The 17,191-nt window shown below is 44.3% G+C and carries 21 protein-coding genes; 16 read left to right on the plus strand and 5 right to left on the minus strand.

What is annotated here, in order from left to right; genetic code table 11:
* Positions 1-131: 131 nt before the first annotated feature.
* From rpsF to rplI, 3 genes are all read left to right on the plus strand, one after another.
* Entirely contained in the window at positions 132-521 is a 390-nt protein-coding gene (gene rpsF / locus AC3CH3_RS01385) for a 30S ribosomal protein S6 (protein WP_004741278.1), read from the plus strand.
* A gap of 112 nt (positions 522-633) precedes the next feature.
* Entirely contained in the window at positions 634-861 is a 228-nt protein-coding gene (gene rpsR, locus AC3CH3_RS01390) for a 30S ribosomal protein S18 (protein WP_000090472.1), read from the plus strand.
* A gap of 38 nt (positions 862-899) precedes the next feature.
* Complete coding sequence (rplI, locus tag AC3CH3_RS01395) at positions 900-1,352, plus strand: 50S ribosomal protein L9 (RefSeq protein WP_010434182.1); 453 nt, start codon at positions 900-902, stop codon at positions 1,350-1,352.
* Between the two features lie 180 nt (positions 1,353-1,532).
* On the opposite strand, the gene AC3CH3_RS01400 is transcribed toward rplI, so the two are convergent.
* The gene (locus AC3CH3_RS01400; protein ID WP_488537575.1) at positions 1,533-2,432 is read right to left on the minus strand and encodes a DUF481 domain-containing protein; all 900 of its coding nucleotides are present in this window, start codon (positions 2,430-2,432) and stop codon (positions 1,533-1,535) included.
* Positions 2,433-2,607: 175 nt separating this feature from the next.
* Between AC3CH3_RS01400 and AC3CH3_RS01405 the strand changes: the two genes are divergently transcribed.
* The 3 genes from AC3CH3_RS01405 to AC3CH3_RS01415 are packed head-to-tail and all read left to right on the plus strand — an operon-like array spanning position 2,608 to position 6,299.
* Entirely contained in the window at positions 2,608-3,999 is a 1,392-nt protein-coding gene (locus AC3CH3_RS01405; RefSeq protein WP_016767560.1) for a replicative DNA helicase, read from the plus strand.
* Between the two features lie 6 nt (positions 4,000-4,005).
* On the plus strand, positions 4,006-5,091 hold the full coding sequence (gene alr, locus AC3CH3_RS01410; protein WP_488537576.1) for an alanine racemase: 1,086 nt from the start codon (positions 4,006-4,008) through the stop codon (positions 5,089-5,091).
* Positions 5,092-5,093: 2 nt separating this feature from the next.
* Positions 5,094-6,299 carry a BamA/TamA family outer membrane protein gene (locus AC3CH3_RS01415; protein ID WP_488537577.1) on the plus strand — a complete coding sequence of 402 codons (1,206 nt, stop codon included), beginning with the start codon at positions 5,094-5,096 and terminating at the stop codon, positions 6,297-6,299.
* Between the two features lie 116 nt (positions 6,300-6,415).
* On the opposite strand, the gene AC3CH3_RS01420 is transcribed toward AC3CH3_RS01415, so the two are convergent.
* On the minus strand, positions 6,416-6,835 hold the full coding sequence (locus tag AC3CH3_RS01420) for a secondary thiamine-phosphate synthase enzyme YjbQ (protein WP_488537578.1): 420 nt from the start codon (positions 6,833-6,835) through the stop codon (positions 6,416-6,418).
* Positions 6,836-7,161: 326 nt separating this feature from the next.
* Between AC3CH3_RS01420 and pgi the strand changes: the two genes are divergently transcribed.
* A complete protein-coding gene (gene pgi / locus AC3CH3_RS01425; protein ID WP_004735848.1) occupies positions 7,162-8,814 on the plus strand; it encodes a glucose-6-phosphate isomerase in 1,653 nt (550 codons plus the stop codon).
* Positions 8,815-8,974: 160 nt separating this feature from the next.
* On the opposite strand, the gene AC3CH3_RS01430 is transcribed toward pgi, so the two are convergent.
* The 3 genes from AC3CH3_RS01430 to AC3CH3_RS01440 form a co-directional block, all read right to left on the minus strand.
* On the minus strand, positions 8,975-9,436 hold the full coding sequence (locus tag AC3CH3_RS01430; protein WP_017059940.1) for a chemotaxis protein CheX: 462 nt from the start codon (positions 9,434-9,436) through the stop codon (positions 8,975-8,977).
* A gap of 17 nt (positions 9,437-9,453) precedes the next feature.
* On the minus strand, positions 9,454-9,912 hold the full coding sequence (zur, locus tag AC3CH3_RS01435; protein ID WP_026084434.1) for a zinc uptake transcriptional repressor Zur: 459 nt from the start codon (positions 9,910-9,912) through the stop codon (positions 9,454-9,456).
* 1,173 nt (positions 9,913-11,085) lie between these two features.
* Positions 11,086-11,697: a S24 family peptidase gene (locus tag AC3CH3_RS01440; RefSeq protein WP_488537579.1), complete on the minus strand. Its 612-nt coding sequence runs from the start codon at positions 11,695-11,697 to the stop codon at positions 11,086-11,088.
* Positions 11,698-11,837: 140 nt separating this feature from the next.
* On the opposite strand from AC3CH3_RS01440, the gene AC3CH3_RS01445 reads away from it, so the two are divergent.
* From AC3CH3_RS01445 to AC3CH3_RS01485, 9 genes are all read left to right on the plus strand, one after another.
* The gene (locus AC3CH3_RS01445; RefSeq protein ID WP_048662769.1) at positions 11,838-12,092 is read left to right on the plus strand and encodes a pyocin activator PrtN family protein; all 255 of its coding nucleotides are present in this window, start codon (positions 11,838-11,840) and stop codon (positions 12,090-12,092) included.
* A 9-nt stretch (positions 12,093-12,101) separates the two neighbouring features.
* The gene (locus AC3CH3_RS01450; RefSeq protein WP_171733444.1) at positions 12,102-12,296 is read left to right on the plus strand and encodes a hypothetical protein; all 195 of its coding nucleotides are present in this window, start codon (positions 12,102-12,104) and stop codon (positions 12,294-12,296) included.
* Position 12,297: 1 nt separating this feature from the next.
* Positions 12,298-12,489: a hypothetical protein gene (locus AC3CH3_RS01455; protein ID WP_019825622.1), complete on the plus strand. Its 192-nt coding sequence runs from the start codon at positions 12,298-12,300 to the stop codon at positions 12,487-12,489.
* Between the two features lie 18 nt (positions 12,490-12,507).
* On the plus strand, positions 12,508-14,436 hold the full coding sequence (locus AC3CH3_RS01460; protein ID WP_488537580.1) for a rolling circle replication-associated protein: 1,929 nt from the start codon (positions 12,508-12,510) through the stop codon (positions 14,434-14,436).
* Entirely contained in the window at positions 14,433-14,612 is a 180-nt protein-coding gene (locus AC3CH3_RS01465; protein WP_016783612.1) for a hypothetical protein, read from the plus strand. The genes AC3CH3_RS01460 and AC3CH3_RS01465 overlap by 4 nt, the downstream gene beginning before the upstream one ends.
* A complete protein-coding gene (locus AC3CH3_RS01470) occupies positions 14,612-14,995 on the plus strand; it encodes a hypothetical protein (RefSeq protein WP_488537581.1) in 384 nt (127 codons plus the stop codon). The genes AC3CH3_RS01465 and AC3CH3_RS01470 overlap by 1 nt, the downstream gene beginning before the upstream one ends.
* Positions 14,996-15,466 (plus strand): hypothetical protein, encoded by a 471-nt coding sequence (locus tag AC3CH3_RS01475; RefSeq protein ID WP_102313225.1) that lies wholly within the window; start codon positions 14,996-14,998, stop codon positions 15,464-15,466.
* Positions 15,467-16,126, plus strand: coding sequence for an ATPase (locus tag AC3CH3_RS01480; protein WP_102315762.1), 660 nt, complete (start codon positions 15,467-15,469; stop codon positions 16,124-16,126).
* A 252-nt stretch (positions 16,127-16,378) separates the two neighbouring features.
* Complete coding sequence (locus tag AC3CH3_RS01485) at positions 16,379-17,182, plus strand: major capsid protein P2 (protein ID WP_102265317.1); 804 nt, start codon at positions 16,379-16,381, stop codon at positions 17,180-17,182.
* Positions 17,183-17,191: the final 9 nt, after the last annotated feature.

A 17,191-nucleotide genomic window follows, 5' to 3' on the forward strand; every position in this document is an offset into this window, starting at 1 on the left:
TCACTTGCCAATACAGGGTTCTTTCTATAATATTTGCCGTCCTTAAAACTCGGTCATTTATCTTTAGTTCCTTGCTTCCTCTGGACGACCGGGCCACTCGTGGAAGCTAATAATCCGTAAGGAGCAACCAAATGCGTCATTACGAAATCGTATTCATGGTTCACCCTGATCAAAGCGAGCAAGTTGCTGGCATGATCGAGCGTTACACTGGTTCTATCACTGAAGCTGGCGGTACTATCCACCGTCTAGAAGACTGGGGTCGTCGTCAAATGGCTTACCCAATCAACAAGCTTCACAAAGCTCACTACGTTCTTATGAACGTTGAAGCTGGTCAAGAAGTGATTGACGAGCTAGAAACTGCTTTCCGTTTCAACGATGCAGTTCTACGTAACATGATCATGCGCACTAAAGGCGCTGTGACTGAGCAATCTATTATGCTTAAGCAAAAAGAAGAGCGTGCAGAGCGTGCTCCTCGTCGCGAAGAGCGTACAGAAGCTAAACCAGAAGCAGCTGCTGAGTAATTCTTTTTTGGCTTAACGCCTTAAAAAATTCTCAACTTGTTTTAGGTCATTGATAGTTATTTCGATAATTGTGAAAGACCGCTTTACTAAATTTAAGATCAGGAGATAGCCCATGGCTCGTTTCTTCCGTCGTCGTAAATTCTGCCGTTTCACTGCAGAAGGCGTACAAGAGATTGACTACAAAGACGTAGCAACTCTTAAAAACTACATCACTGAAGCTGGTAAAATCGTACCTAGCCGTATCACTGGTACAAGCGCTAAGTACCAGCGTCAACTAGCTCGCGCTATCAAGCGTTCTCGTTACCTAGCTCTACTACCGTACACTGACAAGCATCAGTAATCGGTAATAGTTAATAATAGTTTAAGAGGACTAAGATAATGCAAGTTATTCTACTTGATAAGATCGGTAACCTAGGTGGCCTTGGCGACCAAGTAAACGTTAAATCTGGTTACGCTCGTAACTTCCTTATCCCACAGGGTAAAGCAGTTATGGCAACTAAAGACAACGTTGCTATGTTCGAAACTCGTCGTGCTGAACTAGAAGCTAAAGTTGCTGAGCAACTAGCTGCTGCTGAAGCTCGTGCAGAGAGCGTTAACACTCTAGAAGGCGTTACAATCGCTTCTAAAGCTGGTGACGAAGGTAAACTATTCGGTTCTATCGGTACTCGTGACATCGCTGACGCTATTACAGCGGCAGGTGTTGCAGTAGCTAAGAGCGAAGTACGCCTACCTGAAGGCGCTCTACGTAACATCGGCGAATTCGAAGTAAGCATCCAACTTCACTCTGAAGTTTTTGCTACTGCGAAAATCGCTATCGTTGCAGCTGAGTAATTTCAGTACCAAGACGAATTCTTTCTTTTGAAAGTTTTAAACACCAGCTTCGGCTGGTGTTTTTTTATGTCTGGAATATAGGGAAGTATAAGGAAGGGCTACAGTAGGTAAAAAGCTTACAGTGATCCATAAGCTGTTATTGCTGAACAAGCCGTTCTCAGGGTTAGAGGTGGCCTAAGATTAGAATTGGAAGAGCAAGTTGATCGATAGAACAGAGTCTTCTTTGCTTAACCCTTCAGGTACTTTATCGTGGTACTGGCGAGAGTGAGCGATCTTCAGCGCGATATTGTCAGTAATATCGTTGATGGCTTCGAGTTCAGTATCAAACTTTAGGTTACTGTGACCAGAGACAAGCGTCACGTCGGCCTTGAGCTGTAAATTCTTCAACACCTGCCATGACGTATTCACATTGCCACGGAAAATTGCTTCTTCAACAATCTCTGGGAAGATGATGTCATCGTCGTCTAATTCATCAAGGTTTGGCTCTTGGTAACGAAAACCCGGCCCCACTTCGACTTCCAACACAAACTCTTCGGTATTCGAAAACTGGTAACCCAGACCACTCGAAATTGTGTAGTCCTTAAAGTAAGCACTGTATCGCGAGTCGACTCCTTTAAAGCTGCCGTAAAGGTAGGTTTTAGGGCTTAACTTGTAGTCACTCTGAGCTGAGTAAGTCGATTGCCTTTTATCTTCTTCGCCATCTTTGTAGAGGTTGTAGTATTTCCATTCGCCACTGGTTCTGTGACGACCAGCCGTGTACTCACCGTTTAGGCGTGCATTCAACGAACGTGAATCAGAATTACCAGTATGCGACTGATATCCAAATTCAACTTCCGTTTTTAGCGGGCTCGGCAGTTCTGTATCACTAGCATCACTCGGTGCGATATCCATATCTTTTTCTTCAGGTGTCGGTGCAACGACGATCGGCTCAGCAGTAGGTTCTGGAACCACTATAGAGTCGAGGATTGCATCAACAGAGGCTTTAGCATCATCAGCTAAGGCCAACGGAGTGCTCAGGAGACCGATACTTAGAAGACTAGAGCTCAGAAGACCAGTGCTCAGAGCCAATAATTTGGACACGCATACCTCAGTTATACAGTGAATGAATGGAAGGATCGTAATGCTACCCTTGGTTAATTCCGTCAGCAATAAGTAAATTCTTCCTGAAGAATAAAACAAACTCATAGGATCGGATTACAAATGAGTGTTCTTGGGTATAATGAACGATCATTATTAGTTATTGAGTGTAGTCATAGTGGATACCAAAAGTCAGAAATCAGCCAACGATCAGGTGGACGCCATCAAGGTCCCGCCACATTCATTAGAAGCTGAGCAATCTGTGATTGGCGGTTTGTTATTGGATAACGAACGCTGGGATACGGTTGCCGAAAAGGTTGTGGCCAAAGACTTTTATAGTCGTCCTCACCGTCTGATCTTTGAAGCGGTAAAAGATATCCTTGAAGAGAGCTCTCCTCTGGATCTTATTACACTCTCTGAACATCTAGAGCTGCGTGAGCAACTTGAAGAAGTCGGTGGCTTTGCTTACCTAGCTGACTTAGCTAAAAACACACCAAGTGCAGCAAACATTAACGCTTATGCTGATATCGTGGCGCAACGTGCACTTGTTCGTAGCCTGATCGGGGTGGCAAATGAGATTGCGGATTCTGGTTATGACCCACAAGGTCGTACATCGGAAGAGCTGGTTGATCTTGCTGAAAGTAAAGTCTTCGCGATTGCTGAAGGCCGTGCAAGTGAAAACGAAGGCCCGCAAAACGTTGATAGCATTCTAGAGAAAACACTAGAACGTATCGAGATCCTATATAAAACGCCACAAGATGGTGTGACAGGTGTTGATACGGGTTTCAACGACCTCAATAAGAAAACAGCAGGTCTACAAGGCTCTGACTTAATTATTGTTGCAGCTCGTCCATCGATGGGTAAAACCACGTTTGCGATGAACTTGTGTGAAAACGCAGCGATGAAGCAAGACAAACCTGTTTTAATCTTCTCGCTAGAGATGCCAGCCGAACAACTGATGATGCGTATGCTTGCGTCACTTTCTCGCGTAGACCAAACCAAAATTCGTACGGGTCAACTGGACGATGAAGATTGGGCTCGTATCTCATCGAGTATGGGTATTCTAATGGATAAGAAGAATATGTATATCGATGATAGCTCAGGTCTAACGCCAACCGAAGTGCGTTCTCGTGCTCGACGTATCGCTCGTGAACACGATGGTATCTCTATGATCATGATAGATTACCTTCAATTAATGCGTGTACCTTCGTTATCTGATAACCGTACTCTTGAGATCGCCGAGATTTCTCGCTCACTGAAAGCGCTAGCAAAAGAGCTCAACGTTCCGGTTGTGGCACTTTCTCAGCTTAACCGTTCCCTAGAGCAACGTGCTGATAAGCGCCCAGTAAACTCGGATTTGCGTGAATCAGGTTCGATCGAGCAAGATGCCGATTTGATCATGTTTATCTATCGCGATGAGGTTTATAACCCAGATAGCTCACTAAAGGGCATTGCTGAGATCATCCTTGGTAAGCAGCGTAACGGTCCTATCGGTTCGGTTCGTCTGACATTCCAAGGTCAACACTCCCGATTTGATAACTATGCAGGTCCTGCATTTGATGATGAGTAATCGTTAATGACGTATATGAAAGCAGCGACGGCAAGCATTGATCTTAGTGCGTTGGAACATAACCTTCGCCAAATAAAGTCGAAGGCTCCGCAATGTAAAGTCATGTCGGTTGTGAAAGCAAATGGCTACGGACACGGCTTACTGCATATTGCTAAACATTCGAAAAACTCAGATGCGTTTGGTGTGGCTCGTATTGAAGAAGCCTTACAACTGCGTGCTGGTGGTATTGTTAAACCCATTTTGTTGCTGGAAGGGTTTTACTCTTCGGGTGATTTACCCATTCTGGTAACCAATAACATTCAAACCGTGGTGCATTGTGAAGAGCAATTAAGCGCGCTAGAGAATGCCGATTTGGAAACACCGGTTGTGGTATGGCTAAAAGTCGACAGTGGTATGCATCGATTAGGGGTTCGCCCTGAGCAATACCAAAACTTTGTTGAGCGTTTGCATCAATGCCCAAATGTGGCAAAGCCATTGCGCTACATGAGCCATTTTGGATGTGCTGACGAGTTAGATAGAAGCACAACAGTTGAGCAGACTGAGCTTTTCTTATCTCTTACCGACGGTTGTGAAGGGGAGCGTTCACTTGCGGCCTCTGCAGGTCTATTAGCTTGGCCTGATAGTCATCTTGATTGGGTTCGCCCCGGAATCATCTCTTATGGTGTTTCTCCGTTTGTTGATAAATCAGCGCAAGAGCTGGGCTTTTTGCCGGTGATGACTCTGACTTCACACTTAATTGCGGTTCGTGATGTGAAGGCTGGTGAGAGTGTAGGTTATGGTGGTAACTGGACCAGTGAGCGTGATACCAAGGTTGGTGTTATCGCAATTGGTTACGGCGATGGTTATCCTCGCACTGCACCTAACGGCACCCCAGTATTCGTTAATGGTAGAAAAGTACCAATCGCAGGGCGTGTCTCCATGGATATGCTAACGGTTGACCTTGGTCCTGATGCTACGGATAAAGTGAGTGACGAAGCGACGCTTTGGGGTAAAGACTTACCCTCAGAAGAAGTGGCTGAACATATCGGCACTATCGCTTACGAACTCGTGACTAAACTGACGTCTCGCGTGGCGATGGAATACGTAAAATAGATATGTTCAAGCGAACTTCTCGATACTGGTTAATGTCTGCAATGGCAGTAACTGGTGTCAGCTTTTCTTCTTCTGTTCTAAGTAAAGAAAAAGACTCCGCTTTTGTTCCTTTCTATTTCAGTACTGAAACCATGGGCAATACCTTTGGGGTTGCTGGTGTCGCAAAGGGCGTTTGGCAACCTCAAGCGGCTCTGTTTGGTATGGCTTTGTATTCAGACAAAGACAGCTATGTCGGTTTTCTATCGGCCTTTAATTATGCCTTGTCTGAGAATATCTTGTTTAGTACTCAGATGTACCAAGCGCGCTTCAACGACAATCCTTATTATATTGGCTCTCAAGGCGATAACGATTCATCTATCGATGACAAAACTATAGTTGATGGCTTAGAGCAGAATTATCAGTTTGAATTTAAGTATCTGCTGCCTTGGGGCAATGTTGCAGAGCATGGCTTACTCGGCGCGTTTCAACCAATCAAAGAGGTCAGTTTTGCTTCGCCAGTCGAATCGGGTGTCAGTTCGATTTTATTTACGCCTTTTTATACTGCTCGTGAGCTAGAAGGTTTAAATAATACTGAAGAGGCGACCGGTTTTAGTTTGGCGTTCGATTGGGATAATCGTGATAGCACACGTAACCCAACCAAAGGATCTCATACCAACCTTGAGTTCACTACGGGCGCTGAAAGTTGGTCTAACGACGATTTGTGGCTGAAATGGACTTTTCAAAACAGTCAGTACTTCGCTTTAGGTCCTCTAGGAGACTTGTTCGACCAACAAGTTGTGGCACTCGATTTCTATACTGCTGATACACCAACCTGGGATAACTGTTCTGGGCAGGATTGTGCTCGTCCACCGGAAACAGAACAAGCTCGATTGGGTGGTTTGTATCGTTTACGTGGTTATACCGGAGGTCGATATCATGGGCGATCTGCTGTTCACTATTCTGCAGAGTATCGAGTGCTCCCAGATTGGCAGCCACTCGGTGATATTCCGCTGATCAACTACTACGACCTGCCTTGGTGGCAATGGGTCGCGTTTGCCGAAGTCGGGCGCGTTGCGGATGAGTACGATATAAAAACACTGCACTCGGATATGAAATGGAGCCTAGGTGGCGCGGTTCGTTTCCAAGTAGAGGGTATTGTTGTTCGTGCTGAGTTAGCTCGAGGTGGTGATGAAGGGACCTTTAGGGTCATGATAAACCAGCCTTTCTAATCTGGTTTTACTAACTCGAATATCTCATATTTTAAAGGGTGACACATAACTGTGTCACCCTTTTTTGTTTTCTATCATTATGTTTTTAATAATGTTTTATAGCTGGTTACTTAAGGTTATTCACCTTGAATGGTCGCAATAACCGTACGGCTTCCACCACAATCTCGGTGTTCTCCTAAGTAAATGCCCTGCCATGTTCCTAAAGCTAAACGACCATTGCTAATTGGTATTGTCACACTGGTGCCAAGTGTCGATGCTTTAATGTGGGCTGGCATGTCATCATCGCCTTCATAGGTGTGTTTGTAGTAGGGTGCTCGCTCAGGTACAAACTTATTAAAGTGTGATTCCATATCGGTACGGACGGTAGGATCAGCGTTCTCGTTTAGCGTGAGGCTGGCAGAGGTATGTTGGATAAAAAGATGTAATAAACCAACAGATAGAGAATTGATATCGTGTATCTGTTGTTCAATTTCATCAGTAATGAGATGAAATCCACGCTTTCGTGCATTTAGGTGTATAGTCTTCTGAATCCACATACGCCATCCTTTATAATGTATTTGGAAAAAAAGTGGTTTAACGCTATCTTTTGAACTTGAATTTATCAGGTATCGCTCACATTTAATTATGTTAGAGCTAGAGTCTGTACCGATTCTTGTATCAGGAAATCGAATCCTGATTTATCTCAAGGTACAGCTCTTCATATGCGGCATAATACGTCGTGAAAAAAAATTACAAAGAATCTTTCAGTGGTGACGCGGTTTGGTCATCACAGAAAAATATAAACTTTCGCCTAATCGGGGGTTCTATTCATCACCCAGGTGACGTTTAGAATAAAACCTACAGTAACATCGGGATAGATACCATGTTGAAAAATATCAACCCAACGCAAACACAAGCGTGGAAAGCTCTAACTGCACATTTTGAGTCTGCTCAAGATATGGATATGAAAGAGCTGTTTGCTCAAGATGCAAAGCGTTTCGAGAGCTTTTCTACTCGTTTCGGTTCTGACATCTTAGTGGATTACTCTAAGAACCTTATCGATGCTGAAACGATGCAGCACCTATTTGCTCTTGCGAACGAGACTGAAGTTAAGTCTGCAATCGAAGCAATGTTCGGCGGTGATGCAATCAACAAGACTGAAGGTCGTTCAGTACTTCACACTGCGCTACGTAACCGTAGCGACAACCCAGTAATGGTTGATGGCAAAGACGTAATGCCAGCAGTGAACGCAGTACTAGCAAAAATGGAACTGTTCACGCACCGCATCGTTTCTGGTGAGTGGAAAGGTTACACAGGTAAAGAGATCACTGATGTAGTTAACATCGGTATCGGCGGTTCGGACCTTGGTCCATACATGGTGACTGAAGCACTTACGCCATACAAAACTCGCCTGAACATGCACTTCGTTTCTAACGTAGATGGCACTCACATTGTTGAGACACTTAAGCCTCTTAACCCAGAAACAACGTTGTTCCTAGTAGCATCGAAGACATTTACGACTCAAGAAACAATGACGAATGCACACTCTGCTCGTGATTGGTTCCTGGCTGAAGCGGGTGATGACGCACACGTCGCTAAGCACTTCGCAGCGCTATCGACTAACGCAACTTCAGTTGCTGAGTTTGGTATTGATACTGACAACATGTTCGAATTCTGGGACTGGGTTGGTGGTCGTTACTCACTATGGTCTGCAATCGGCCTTTCTATCTCTCTTTCTATCGGCTTCGATAACTTCGCTGAGCTACTAGATGGCGCACACGAGATGGATAACCACTTTGCTTCAACTGAGTTTGAAAGCAACATTCCAGTGATCCTTGCGCTTATCGGTGTTTGGTACAACAACTTCCATGGCGCTGAGTCAGAAGCGATTCTACCTTACGATCAATACATGCACCGTTTTGCTGCTTACTTCCAGCAAGGTAACATGGAATCAAACGGTAAGTTTGTTGACCGTGAAGGCAACCCGGTAGAGTACCAAACAGGTCCTATCATCTGGGGTGAACCAGGTACAAACGGTCAGCACGCTTTCTACCAACTGATTCACCAAGGCACTAAGCTGATCCCATCAGACTTTATTGCACCTGCAATCAGCCACAACCCAGCATCTGATCACCACCAGAAGCTGATGTCTAACTTCTTTGCTCAAACTGAAGCACTTGCTTTCGGTAAGACAAAAGAGACAGTAGAAGCTGAATTCCTAGCAGCTGGCAAAACAGCTGAAGAAGTGGCTGAGCTAGTACCTTTCAAAGTATTTGAAGGTAACCGCCCAACAAACTCAATTCTTGTTAAGCAAATCAACCCTCGCTCTTTAGGTAATCTAATCGCGATGTACGAGCACAAGATCTTTGTTCAAGGCGTTATCTGGAACATCTTCAGCTTCGACCAATGGGGTGTAGAACTTGGTAAGCAACTAGCAAACCAAATTCTTCCAGAGCTTGCTGACGACGCACAAGTAACGTCTCACGACAGCTCAACTAACGGTTTAATCAACGCATTTAAAGCGCTTAAAGCTTAATTGAGTTGATAGCCTAAAAAGAAACGCCAACCTTAGGGTTGGCGTTTTTGTATCTGTAGAGTATGCAATGGTTAAATCGCAGGTAATAAAAAAGGCTGACGTATCGACGCCAGCCTCTTAAATACGGCGTTAGCCTTCTAAATATTTGCAGTGACTATTTCTATTCGAAACAGATCTCGATGAAGGCATTACCCCATTGAGATGAGAAAGGCATGATGATGATTGCCCCGTCACACTTGTGACGAATAGTGTGGCCTTTACCTGAAACCACGATTGGCGTTGCCATGTCGAAGTCAAAGCCGCTTTCTGCAAGAATACGTTTTGCACCGCCCGTCACCATGTTAGTGATTTCACCCACCATATCGGTTACTTCTTCGTTTAGGCCGTTTGGTCGTTCACCTAGCATGTTTTCCATGATTTCGAGAGCGAGACCTTCATCAAAGGTGATCGACATCGAACCACGAGACTGTGTACCCACCATACCAATCAGGCCAGATACATCACCACGAGCGATTTCATCTTTCTTCACTCTTGGTTTTTGTGGCTTCAATTCTAGAGAAGCCATCGTTTTTAATACGTTCATCAAAGAAGCTAAAAACGGGTTTACAAATTCAGCGCGCATAATGTTCTTCTATAATATTATTCTTTCATCTCAGAGGAGCAGCTTTGGCAAATGCCATGTGATTCAATGACATGATTGGTCAATTGAAAGCCATGCTTCTCAGCGTTACTCGCGAGTAGAGTGACAAGCGCATCGTCTTGCAGTTCTATCACAGTGCCACATTTATCGCAGATCAGTAGTTGAGAGAAATGTTTGTCGGCATTGCAAGAACAGCAGCATATAAAGCTATTGGTTGACTCAACTCGGTGAATGAAACCTTGCTCTAACAAGAAATCTAAAGCGCGATAAACCGTAGGTGGTTTGGCTTGTGGTTCACTGACTTTCAACTGCTCTAACAATTCATAAGCACTGGAGGCTTTTTTATTAGAGAGAATGAGCTCAAACACTCGCTTTCTCTGAGGCGTCAATCTAACGCCTCGCGATGCGCATATCCCTTCAACTTGCTCTATTAATGTGTGGTCCAAATTTTTCACCATTCAATCGGCCATCCCTAATTAAACCCTATTTCTAGGTTACTACGTTTTGGGGGCCAATGATTTCTATTAAAGTCAGGTACAGAGCGTATTGTGACCCACGACTTTGAATAAGACAAGGTAACTCAAAATGACAGTGTGACTCAAGGCATAACTGATTAATGAGGCTGAATTAGAGATCTGGTGAATGGGTTTATAAAAAAATGTGAGGCAAAGTTCATATAGCACAAACAGGGCATAGCATTTACAATAGCCGACCTTGCTTTTGCTGGGTATTCCAGCATATTTTTTTGACTCGCTACCAGGGTACTTTACCATGACACATTCATGTAGATTGTCTGTCGCTCCAATGCTCGATGGGATTGATTAAGCAGCCTTAGCAAGGGCTGCGCGAGTTTGAGGGGTACTATAGGAGTACCGCACTAAATTCTTATACTTTAGATATCTGTTTTGGTTTCCAATAATCCTTTCCGCGAATGCACACGATTTTTCCACTTGTGGTTGAAATTACGATATCAATCTTGTTTGGTGCAGCTCTGGCCGCATCAGCTTGGCTAGACAGCAAACTGAATTCTAAAGGTTCATTTTCCACTAATGTTGTGTATTCAGCTCCAGCTCTGTGTGTGGTTGGTATCTCGGAGATTTGACACTCTTTCTTCCGATAGTCGAAAAAGTAAACTTTTAGGATTGATTCACTTCTCTCATTTCGATTGAGGATTCTTATACATCCAGTAAGCCTATCGAGCTCCTTTTTTGTTGTGATGTGGTAGCTAACATACTTAAAGTATTTACTGGTATTAATCACAATGTTGAATAGAAATATGCAGGTAGCAGTGCTCAGCGCGAAGAGAGGGACCATGGGGCTGAATGTCGCTATGAAGGAGCTACTGGATTTCTCCAATGAGTGCACGGCTTTCTTTATAGTACAGCTGATATCTCTAATATCTTTCTCAGTTTGGCTAGGTATATCTTTAATCGTATGGTACTTACAGTGGTGGGGAATGGCATAACGTATGCCGTTATCTAGATCTATAGGCATGAGGAAGAAGAACCCTGCAATCAAGGTCAAGTTAAAGAAAATAATAATTCGAGAAAGCCATGATATGGACCATAGGGCTTGTTGAGGAGTTGGGCTAAATTTATTACGACAATACCTGTAGATAAAGTGAATCACTGTTACATCCTCTGCCCTGACCAAACCACCTCACCAATAATCTGAAAATCTTCATTCTTCAGGTCGTCTTTGAGTAATTCCCAGTTTTCATAAGTATGGTTGTCACTAACCACCTTAATCACCTTCGGCATGAACTGAAGTCTCTTAACCATCAGTTGGCCATCGAAGCGAAAAACGTAAACACCGTCCCCAGAGAACTCATCAACTTTATGAACCATAACTAACGCTTGGTTTTTTAGTGTTGGTGCCATGCTGTCGCCTCTAACAGGCATTAAGAAAACTTCATTAGGGTTTACACCAATACTTTTGCTAATGAATTTCTCACTAAAGACAATTTCCGTCGATTCCTCATCCCTTTCTACAAGTGCGCCATGTCCTGCACTAACTTCCACATCGTAAAAATTTAGAGTCACATATCCTTTTGGTGTCCCAAAACCGTCTCGATCTTGTGCTATTTCTTCAGCTTTTAGAAAAATATTTTCAGGTATTTTTTCGCGAGATCGCCATGTCCGAACTGTCGATGGTGATACACCTAAAGCCTTTGATAAATCAGTGATTTTCGCTGTTTTTGTAAGCTGCTTAAGTTCTGTTATTTGTTCATCAATAGTTTTCAAAGGGCACCTCTATTAAAATAAAAGCGTTGCAATAGCGTCTCATCGTTAATATTATTCAATCGCTTTAGGGACGATTAGGACGGTTTTGAATCGCTTAGAGTCTCATTTTGTTGCTTAGATAATAGATTAATAGGTGAGCTATGAATACAAACTTTGCGTTATTAGCCCGTTTCGGAAACCCTACGGTCGAGTTGAAACAAGTCAGCCAAGAGTTTTTTGGAATCACTTCACGAACAGCTGAGCAAAGAGCGAAAGCTTGTGATTTTCCTGTTCCTACCTTCAAGTTGCGCGATTCAGAACGCAGCCCATCGTTAATCAAGATAGAAGACCTAGCAGCCTACATCGATAAACGTCACTCGGAAGCCAAGCAGGATTGGCTTTCAGTCAACGGGTAGGTGATTGCTATGAAAGTATCTGACCCTATCCACCTACCTTGTCCAGATATGGCAGGCATGGAAAACCCAGACCCTAAAAAATTGCAGCGTTCTCAGGTGTTTCTTCAAAAGCTGCGTGAGAAACATGGAATCAAGAAGCCCGTCAAAAGAAAACCAAGACCGATGAATTACCAGTGCACTGAAAGTGCATGTGCAGGGTGGTGATATGAGTCGTAACGCGAAGTATGAAGCAGCTAAGAAAGAACAAGGGCTTAAGAAGATCACGTTATGGGTTCCAGAAGATAGAGAAAGCGAGTTTCACATGTTGGCAAAAGCATGTTGTGAGTTTCGCCATTTCACTTTCAATACCCTCCGAGATACCAAGTCAGGCAAGTACGTTTCTTTAGAGCATTTATAACCCGTCACTGGTGACAGAATGAATCACTTATATGAGCCGCAAGGCGATCGCGAAATAACGAATATCTTGAGCCCACACGATGTGGGCTATGTAACTGCCTTGGCGCAAGATGTTGCGACAACTGAAAGGAATATAGCCGCTATCGAGAGCGGTTTTTTTAGAGCCCCAAATTCTGATTGGATGGAAAGTGAGCAAAACAAGCTGCATGCAATGGAGCAAGTTCACTTTCATAGAACGAAAGAATCAGCGGAAACTTGGCAGTTAGTTCAAGACGGGAAACTAACGTTAATCACCCCTGAGTATTTCAAGAAAACTAAGCGCGGAGCGCACGCCGTAGGCGTGGAAACACTAGGCTTGTCAAAGGGCGGCAAAGTCCGACACGACAAAAGACGCCACTTGGAACGCTTTACTACCCGCTCACGCCGCCTAAAACCGCGCTCAAAAAGCCAAAGTGTTCATGTTGAGTCGCAGCACTACGGGATTGAACAAAACGCGCCACAAGTCGGATGGGTGCGAGATAAAGACCGAAATCGTCTTGATTACATCCCCAAAGGGCAAAGTCGAGCTTACTTGCTTAAGCGAGAGTGGGCTCAACAGGTGAAATTGCAAGTCACTTACCACCCAAGCCCAAGCGATGCGCCGCAATCACCAACGGGTGAGCGTTTCACTGAAAAGTTGAGTTCAAACGCAGTTAAGAAAATCTTTGAGGCGGGGGCGTATGTCGCTACTTGTCATGGCGGTTTTACTACGTTTCTGACCTTAACTTTTACCGAAGAACAGCGAAAGCATTTGTTCGGCGGTGAAGCGCTGACCGATGAGGGTTTAGCGTATTGCCCCATTCAAACCACCATAGGCAAAGAAGTATCTCGTTTTCTAGATGGCCTTAAAAAAATGTATCAGCGCGGTTTTGAATATCAATCATCAGAGGTGGGTGAACTTTCACTTACGGACAAAGTGGTTGTGCAGGGTAATCAAGGGCGACCATTGAAAGCTATCTGGAAAGCGAAAGACGAAAACAAGCAGATTCGAACGCATACCCAAGAGCTACACGGAGCAACGAAAAAGCCTTTCGACTTTCATTATGTTTGGGTTGCTGAATGCCCTGCGAATGAAAACGGTGAGCCGAATCCACACGTTCATATTTTATTGAATTACCACGTACCAAAAGAACATTTTCAAGGGTGGGCAAAACGTGTTGAACGGCTTTGGGGTCATGGCATGGCAAATCTTCAACGCATTCAGCACAAAGACGCGGCTGCGGGTTACCTGATCAAAGCGATCGGTTATGCCGCGAAAGGTAGCAATGCTGACCAAGGTTTAATTAAAGGTAATCGCTATAACATCGCCCGTTGTAGTCGCGCCCCTGAGTGGGAAGCTCTAGCGAGTTTCGATGTTTCTAACATGACGGGAATTATCAAAGAGTGCGGGTATCGATTAGAGCAGTGGAAAGCACCGATTAAGCGGGATATTGCTCGAAAGCAGCTCAAATTAAATGAGGCTAAAAAGGCCGCAGATATAAATAAAAAACAACGTAAGTTTGATGCCGTTGGCAAGCTCAATCTGTTAATGAAAAAGCTCAGCAGCGAAGTTAGAGAAGAGAAAGAACGCTTGAGTAGTCGCGGCGTATTTGCCAGTTCGGACAACCAATTCTCTATCAGTTTTGAGGGGGAGACTTGCGAGCAAAAGGCCAATCAATTTTTAGAGTGGGCGGCAGGGGCTCGCGGTTGGAGTATGACGACCGAGGATGCGTATTTAGATGATATACGCCTTGAAGCAAAAGACCGCTACCGCCAAGCCTTTCAACGTTGGCAAGTCAATCAGGCTAATTGGTTAAGTCTGCTAAATCAGGATTTTCCACCAATACCACCTTACGAAATTCAACAAGAGCTACTCGGTCAGGCAATGAACGAAGTAGAACAATATTATCAACAACAGGTAATCCAATGACGGAAAAAACACTGCAAAGCGAAACAACCCGTTTGCTTAATGAAATGGATTCGGAATCGCAAGCATATAAGCCCCCTATGGGATTTGGTTTTATCAAACCTTGGTTAGTGAAAACTATCTGGCTTTTTAAAGCCTTTAATCAACGTCTAGACGCATTAGAAAAGGAAAACGGCTAATGGAAAACGAAACCCAAATATTAGGTTATGTGCAATGCCGCACTTGCTCACAACCAAAAGCGATTAAGCAAGGCAAAGGAAAACGAGCGGCGTTTGTTCATGGCCGTTGTGAATGTGGACCTGATACGCGAACGGGTAAAGCGGCTCAAGCCGAAATGAAAGCGTTTAAATCCTTGGAAGAAGTTCAAGCAAATATCGAAGCAATCAATAACCCAGTTGTGGAAACACAACCAACGGCAATTGAACCGGAAAAAGAAACGGAGTCTAAACCAAAAAATGAGACTGAACCAAAGCCAATCACAACCGTTAAATGCGTTGGTATTGGTGCGGTGCTTGGCTTGTTCTTCGGTGGTGTAATCAAAACAATCAAAGTGGTGGCGTAAATGGAACAAACAGAACAACTAGACCAAATCGAAATTGAAGAGCTAGAGCAGCATGACGAAAGTGAAGAGCTAGCGCTATTGGCCGAACTTGGCGAAGAAGATTTCGACCCGTCCCAATCCGAACAAAAAACCGATGCCAAACAAGCCGCACTATTGGCAGGTGAAGCAACGGCCAGTGCCGTTCTTGGCGTGACAGAGCAAATGTTAAAACAGTTCGGTCACCAAGAGTTTGCTTTTGATGCTGAACAAGCTCAAAGCGTTGCAAGTGCAGCCGCGCCGTTGTTCGTTAAATATGGCGGTGAGCTTCCACCGTGGTTGGCTCATTACAAAGAAGAACTGTCATTTGTGATCGCAGCTGGCGCACTTGGTTTTACTTCGTTTAACCAAATCCGAACCCTTAAAGCGATTGATGAAGCGAAAGAGGTGAACCCTCAAGAGACTGAATCAGAGGGAAAAGAGGAAGTGCAATAAATGCAACCAATTAACCCAAATAATGCCCTTAAAAATGGTCACGTGTTTGCGGTTGGTATGAGCGGCAGCGGTAAAACCTCTGCCGCCAAAAAGCTGTTTATCAAATCTACCGACCAAGTAGCCATGTTTGATCCAATGGGCGATTACAGCGGAAAGCTAGCAGGGCGAGTGGTGCGCGGTTATTCCAGTATTAAGGAGTTTGCCGCCGCACTGATTGCAGGGCGCAAAACAAAGCAGGGCTTTAAGATTGCATATCAACCGACTCATGAAACCACATCAAAGGACTTCGATAAGTTTTGTCAGGTCGTTTGGGCTATGGGGAACGGAAAGCATACCAAACCATTAAAAATCATTTGTGAAGAGGTCGCCGAGCATAGTGAAAATGCGGGTAAAGCGGTTGGCTACCATGGGAAAATATTGCGTTTAGGCAGGAAGTTTAACCTACACACTATCAATCTGTTTCAACGTGGTCAGGAAGTATCGAAGACCATCATTGATAACTGTCAGCATGCTTGTGTGATGATGCAAAAGACCAAAGCCAGTGCTACTTATTTAGAAAAAATGACCGGAATCCCTGCTGATGCGATCGAGCAACTCGACCCGCTTGAGTATCTACTTCAAGACGGGAAAGCATTCAAAAAGGGCGTTATCCGGTGGTAGTTTGTGATTCAAGTCTCATTTAAACCAAACCTAAACCAAATAAGTATTAGGTACTCAAACCAAATCATTTGTTTAAGTAAAGGCCGTCCAATGTTGGGCGGTCTTTTTTATAGGAAAACAAATGGCAGGTTTTACACCAAAGAAATTAGCAGTCATTGCAGTGCTAGCAGGCATTGTGGCAGCGGGCGTTGTTTGGGCTTCAAACAACGTTGATGCTGTTGAAGACCAAATCGGTTAAGGGAGTTAGTTATTATGTCTACTCCAACCAAACTGAACTCTTTTACGGGTACGGGCTACGGTGAGAAAGCTACGTTAACCATTCCGATTGGTCCTACGTACGATGAGATTTTTCTCGAAACCAATCTTAGTGCGGCTCAACTTCGACGCGTAACCATCAGCTTGAATGCGGATGAAATTATCGTTCTTGATGGTGAGCTAATTAAAAAGATTGAAGCGTACAAAGGTCTTGCTCAAACGGATGGTTTTTTCACAATTCCATTAGCTGATATTTCTGCAAAAACTAAGAACGGGGTTCGTTACACGGGTCTTGTGACTGAAGCGGGTGACAATATCACTCTGGAAGTCGAGATTGCTGACTCTACTCAAGACAACGCGCCTGCTATCAAGCTTCAAGCGTGGGCAACAGTTTCAGCGCGTCAGCCTGCTCGTGTTGTTATCCCACAAATCAAAAAGCAGACGATGCAAGCAAGCTCAACAGAAAATGAGTTTCTTGATCTCGTTTCTGGCCCTCTTCATTTAGTGCGCCGCATGCACTTCATGAGTGATCAAATCCACTCTCTACAAATCTATCGTGATTTCGTGAAAGTGCATGATTCAAGCCGTGCGCTTGAAGATATGCGCGCCAAACGAAACCGACGTTTTTGGCAAGCGGGTTGTTACCACTTTGACCCAATCATGCGCGGCTTTTATATCGATGAGCTGTTTCCTACGGCGCACGGTTCAGAGCTGAAATTCACGGTGAAAACCAACCAGCCTGTGGGTTCAATTCCAATCATTGTTGAGTCGGTGCTCGTTGTTCGCCCTGACTTAGTGTAGGGGGTGACT

Source organism: Vibrio sp. QJM3NY_35 (assembly GCF_057785915.1).